Below are 3892 nucleotides of genomic sequence, written 5' to 3' on the forward strand. Positions count from 1 at the left end.
ACTACATTATAAGCAGTTTAATCTATCGATAATTTCCCCGAAAGGGGTTTTGTTCCCTGTTATAAATATTTCCATATAATATATGCAAATTATACAAATATATACCTCTATATTGAACTTTGCTTAAATTTTCAGTAGATTGAAAACTTACCCTCATTAATAAATCGGGAGATCCGCCCTAAGCTAAAGACGAACCAACAATTAGTCAAATTCAACAAAAACGAATAGCATCCCCTCACAAAATCGGAAATCGATAACACCTTTACCAACAGATTTTATGAAAAAACTCGATAATTTCTAAGACGCACATATAATAATAAAAAATTAGATACCGTTCCAAGGGATACAACCATTCACAAAGGTGGACTCTGTTGATTAATCCTTCCACCTAACAAATTGAGATTATATCCTGAAACGGTTTTTAATGTAAATTTTTACTAGTAAATTATTTTTTTGCTTCTTTCATTTTTTCTAGGTGTTCTTCCAATAAGACTCTTCTTAGCACTTTACCCGCGCCACTCTTTGGTAGCGAGTCCTTAAACTCTACGATTCTCGGATACTTGTAAGCGGCCATCTTTTCTTTAGACCACTTGATAATGTCTTCCTCAGACACTTTACCCTTATAATCAGGTTTAAGCACAATAACTGCCTTCACCGTTTCTCCCCGGTACTCATCGGGAACTCCTACAACACCCACCTCTTGGACTGCTTCGTGTTTATAAAGGAAATCTTCCACTTCAAAGGGCCACACTTTGTATCCTGAAACATTTATCATTTCCTTCTTACGTCCCACTATCCATATGTATCCGTCTTTATCCATTTTTCCAATGTCGCCCGTGTAGAGCCATCCGTCTTTAAGTGTTTCCTTTGTTTTTTCGGGGTTTTTCCAGTATCCCTTCATGATTTGTGGTCCCTTAAAGATGAGTTCTCCCTCCTGGTCAAATCCCAACTCCTTTTCGCCAGTTTCCCCATCGACAACTTTGGCATCAACATCGAAGACGGGAATGCCCACCGAGCCATACTTTGGTTTATCGACAGGGTTGATGGTAACCTGAGAAATAGACTCTGACAAGCCATAGCCTTCAATCATGTCACTGCCTGTAATCTCCTTGTATTTCTTTATAACCTCCTGCCCTAAGGGGGCACCGCCAGCAAAGCTGCCTCGGAGAGATGTCATGTCATATTTTGTGGGATCGGCAAACATAGCAATGGCGACAGCAATAGTAGTGATACCAACCCAGAGCGTACATCTATATTTGCTTATCGCTTCTAAGAAGGCAGCTAGGTCAAAGCGTGCCAACAATACGCTGGTTGCGCCCACCAGTATCGGGTTGCACATACTGTGCACCATACCTGTAGCATGGAATAATGGTAGCACTCCTACGCTGATGTCTTTATCTGTGGTTCCTACCCATTTCGCCCCCCCGTAAACATTTGTCATAATATTGCTGTGTGTGATCATAGCACCCTTTGGCATGCCAGTGGTTCCCGCCGTGTACTGGAGTAGCGCAAGATCCTCTTTAGGATTGAATTCCAGTTTTGGTGGGTTGGGCTTGGTGTCCTCTATTTTTTCTAAAAAGTCGATAGTGTTAGGATAGTTTTTCTTTTCTACTTTTAAGGCATCCATGATTGGAAGTGTGGGCTCCTCTGGGAAGTATTCTCCAATGTTTGTTATGAACACGTTTTTAAGATCAGTTTTGTCTCTGACTTTTTCAACAAAGGGATACAGTTGATCCAGTGCAATGATGGTTTCTGCCCCTGAATCCTTGATTTCGTATTCAAGCTCCATTTCCTTGAACATGGGATTGGCCGGGACTATTATTGCTCCGGCCTTATGGGCTCCATAATAGGCCATTACGAATTGGGGTGAGTTTTCCAAGTATAACATCACTCTATCACCCTTCTCCACGCCTATATCTGCTAGGATAGTTGCAAACCGGTCCGCGTTTTCTTTCACTTCTTTGAAGGGTATCTCGGTTCCATAGTATATCAAAGAAGTTTTATCGGGCAGCCTTTTCGCTGTGTCATCTAAGGTTTGGTGAAGGGGTATATTTGGGTAATCGAGTGTTTTAGGAAGATCTTTTGGCCAAGAATTGTACCATGGTTTCTCCATATTCTCTCCTCCTATTTTTTTAGAAAAGATTAAGTAAAACACTTATATAAATAATGCCCCGCTCGGATTTGAAAGATACAAATCGCAGTTGAAAAAGCATCTAGTCAATTATGCACCTGTTTCTAAAAATTAAATCGAATCAAGCGATGTGATTTTGTTTGATTTCTCCTCCGTAACGAGCGTTTATAGTACTTCAAATTTAGAACCTTAAAATAAGCGGGTAGAATCAGATGAATCCATATCGCCATAGAATGTTAGATTAGAAATGGGGAGTGGGGAGAAAAAAAGGCAGATAAGCTTATTTAAAAACCCAGTGGCATCTGTCTGTTCCGTCAGCTTGGCAACTGGCTTGTTCTACATGAACACCATTTGAACCTATAAGCCCTTTAAGGCAGCTATCACAAGAGACGCACCCACATTTTATTGCCTCAGCTTTATCCGACTCACTGAGACTAGCCATATCATAACCAGCTGGATCCTTCAACATTTCCTCAACCATATTTTTCCAGAGACAGTTGTCAACTTCAAACCAGCCGTCTCCAACCTTACCATCCAGCTTCATTACAGTTGAATACAATACCGCCGCTTTCTCAGCTCTTCCCTCCAAATTAGATAGACCGAACCTGTCATTCCAACCAGAGATTACTGGCGGAAAACCAGCAACCATTAAGTCAGCAGCTCCTTTTCCGGCTGTTTCCGCAACCCTGTAAGAGATACCCTTTCCAAGGATGCTATAGGCACTATAAGACTCGGTCATCACTAATCCACGTAAAACTAACGACGTTATCTCAATTAGGTAGGCTAATGCCTGGTCTTTTTTCTCCTCTTCACTCGCGTTCTGATCCACTATTTTGGGATTTGAAAAAGCCTTAGGCAAGTAGTTTTCCTTGACGAATTCCAAATCTTTTGAGAGAAGTGTTGAGAGGTAATCCTCAGGTGGAATATGGGCCTTTATTTCATAGCGGGTGAGTCCATGAGGCACACCATCCTTAACAAAGAAGTCGCATCTCTCGTCTCCCGCAGGAATGTGTGTAACTCTTGAAACCCCAGCTTTACCCTCTGTTACATACTTTGCCGCACCTCTAACGTATCCCACACACATCTCGCAAGCCATAGGGTCCGACAGTAAAACCGCCATAGGTGCAAAGGGGCAGTCAAAAACTGATAATTTAATGTCCCCATTTTCTAGCTGTTCTATTGTGTGGGGCATGAGAACTGAATACATGACCAAGTCCTGTATTCTTCCAACATCAATTAGTTCTTTGCCGAATCCAAAGTCATTGGTCACTTTATTTCCTACGTATTTTCCCGTTGCTACAGCTCCCCGGAGCAGTATTCCCCTTGCTCCTTCGCCAAAGCTTTTTACAAACTCTCCGCCGAAAGTGGCTATCTGCATACCCGCCAGAAACATTCCATCCACGAAAGCGTTTTCCACGCTTAATCCGTAAGAAGCGGCTTTTTTAGCAATCTCACTCCAAACCATTGTTCTTCTACCCCTATCAGCTTAAATTTTATTTTTCCTGTCCTGGGTGATGTAGTTTCGTTCGACTTCGTCTCCCAAAGTAGCTTTTATGGGGCTCCTTTTCTAATTTTGAAACCTAGAGTAGAGGGCAGAATCGCAAATCCAACATCACCCTTGTTTCGAATCGCTTTCCCAAATTCAAATATACTGTTTAAATACTTGCATATATAATTTTTATAATAAATATACCATTTTTAACTTTTATTGTAGAAGTTAGGGACATTTGTCACCCCTTGCTGTTAATTGGTAGGATGTCC

The 3892-nt window shown here is 41.4% G+C and carries 2 protein-coding genes; both read right to left on the bottom strand.

Annotated elements, in window-relative coordinates; translation table 11 throughout:
* Nucleotides 1–445: 445 nt before the first annotated feature.
* A complete protein-coding gene (locus tag ACUVXA_RS17865; protein WP_445872642.1) occupies nt 446–2113 on the bottom strand; it encodes an AMP-binding protein in 1668 nt (555 codons plus the stop codon).
* Between the two features lie 298 nt (nt 2114–2411).
* Nucleotides 2412–3596, bottom strand: coding sequence for a hypothetical protein (locus ACUVXA_RS17870; RefSeq protein WP_445872643.1), 1185 nt, complete (start codon nt 3594–3596; stop codon nt 2412–2414).
* Between the last annotated feature and the right edge of the window lie 296 nt (nt 3597–3892).

This window comes from Candidatus Jordarchaeum sp. (genome assembly GCF_052745115.1).

Excerpts from the sequence above, each read along its gene's own strand:
- ACUVXA_RS17870 (WP_445872643.1), bottom strand. The coding sequence starts at position 3,596 with ATGGTTTGGAGTGAGATTGCTAAAAAAGCCGCTTCTTACGGATTAAGC.
- ACUVXA_RS17865 (WP_445872642.1), bottom strand. The coding sequence starts at position 2,113 with ATGGAGAAACCATGGTACAATTCTTGGCCAAAAGATCTTCCTAAAACA.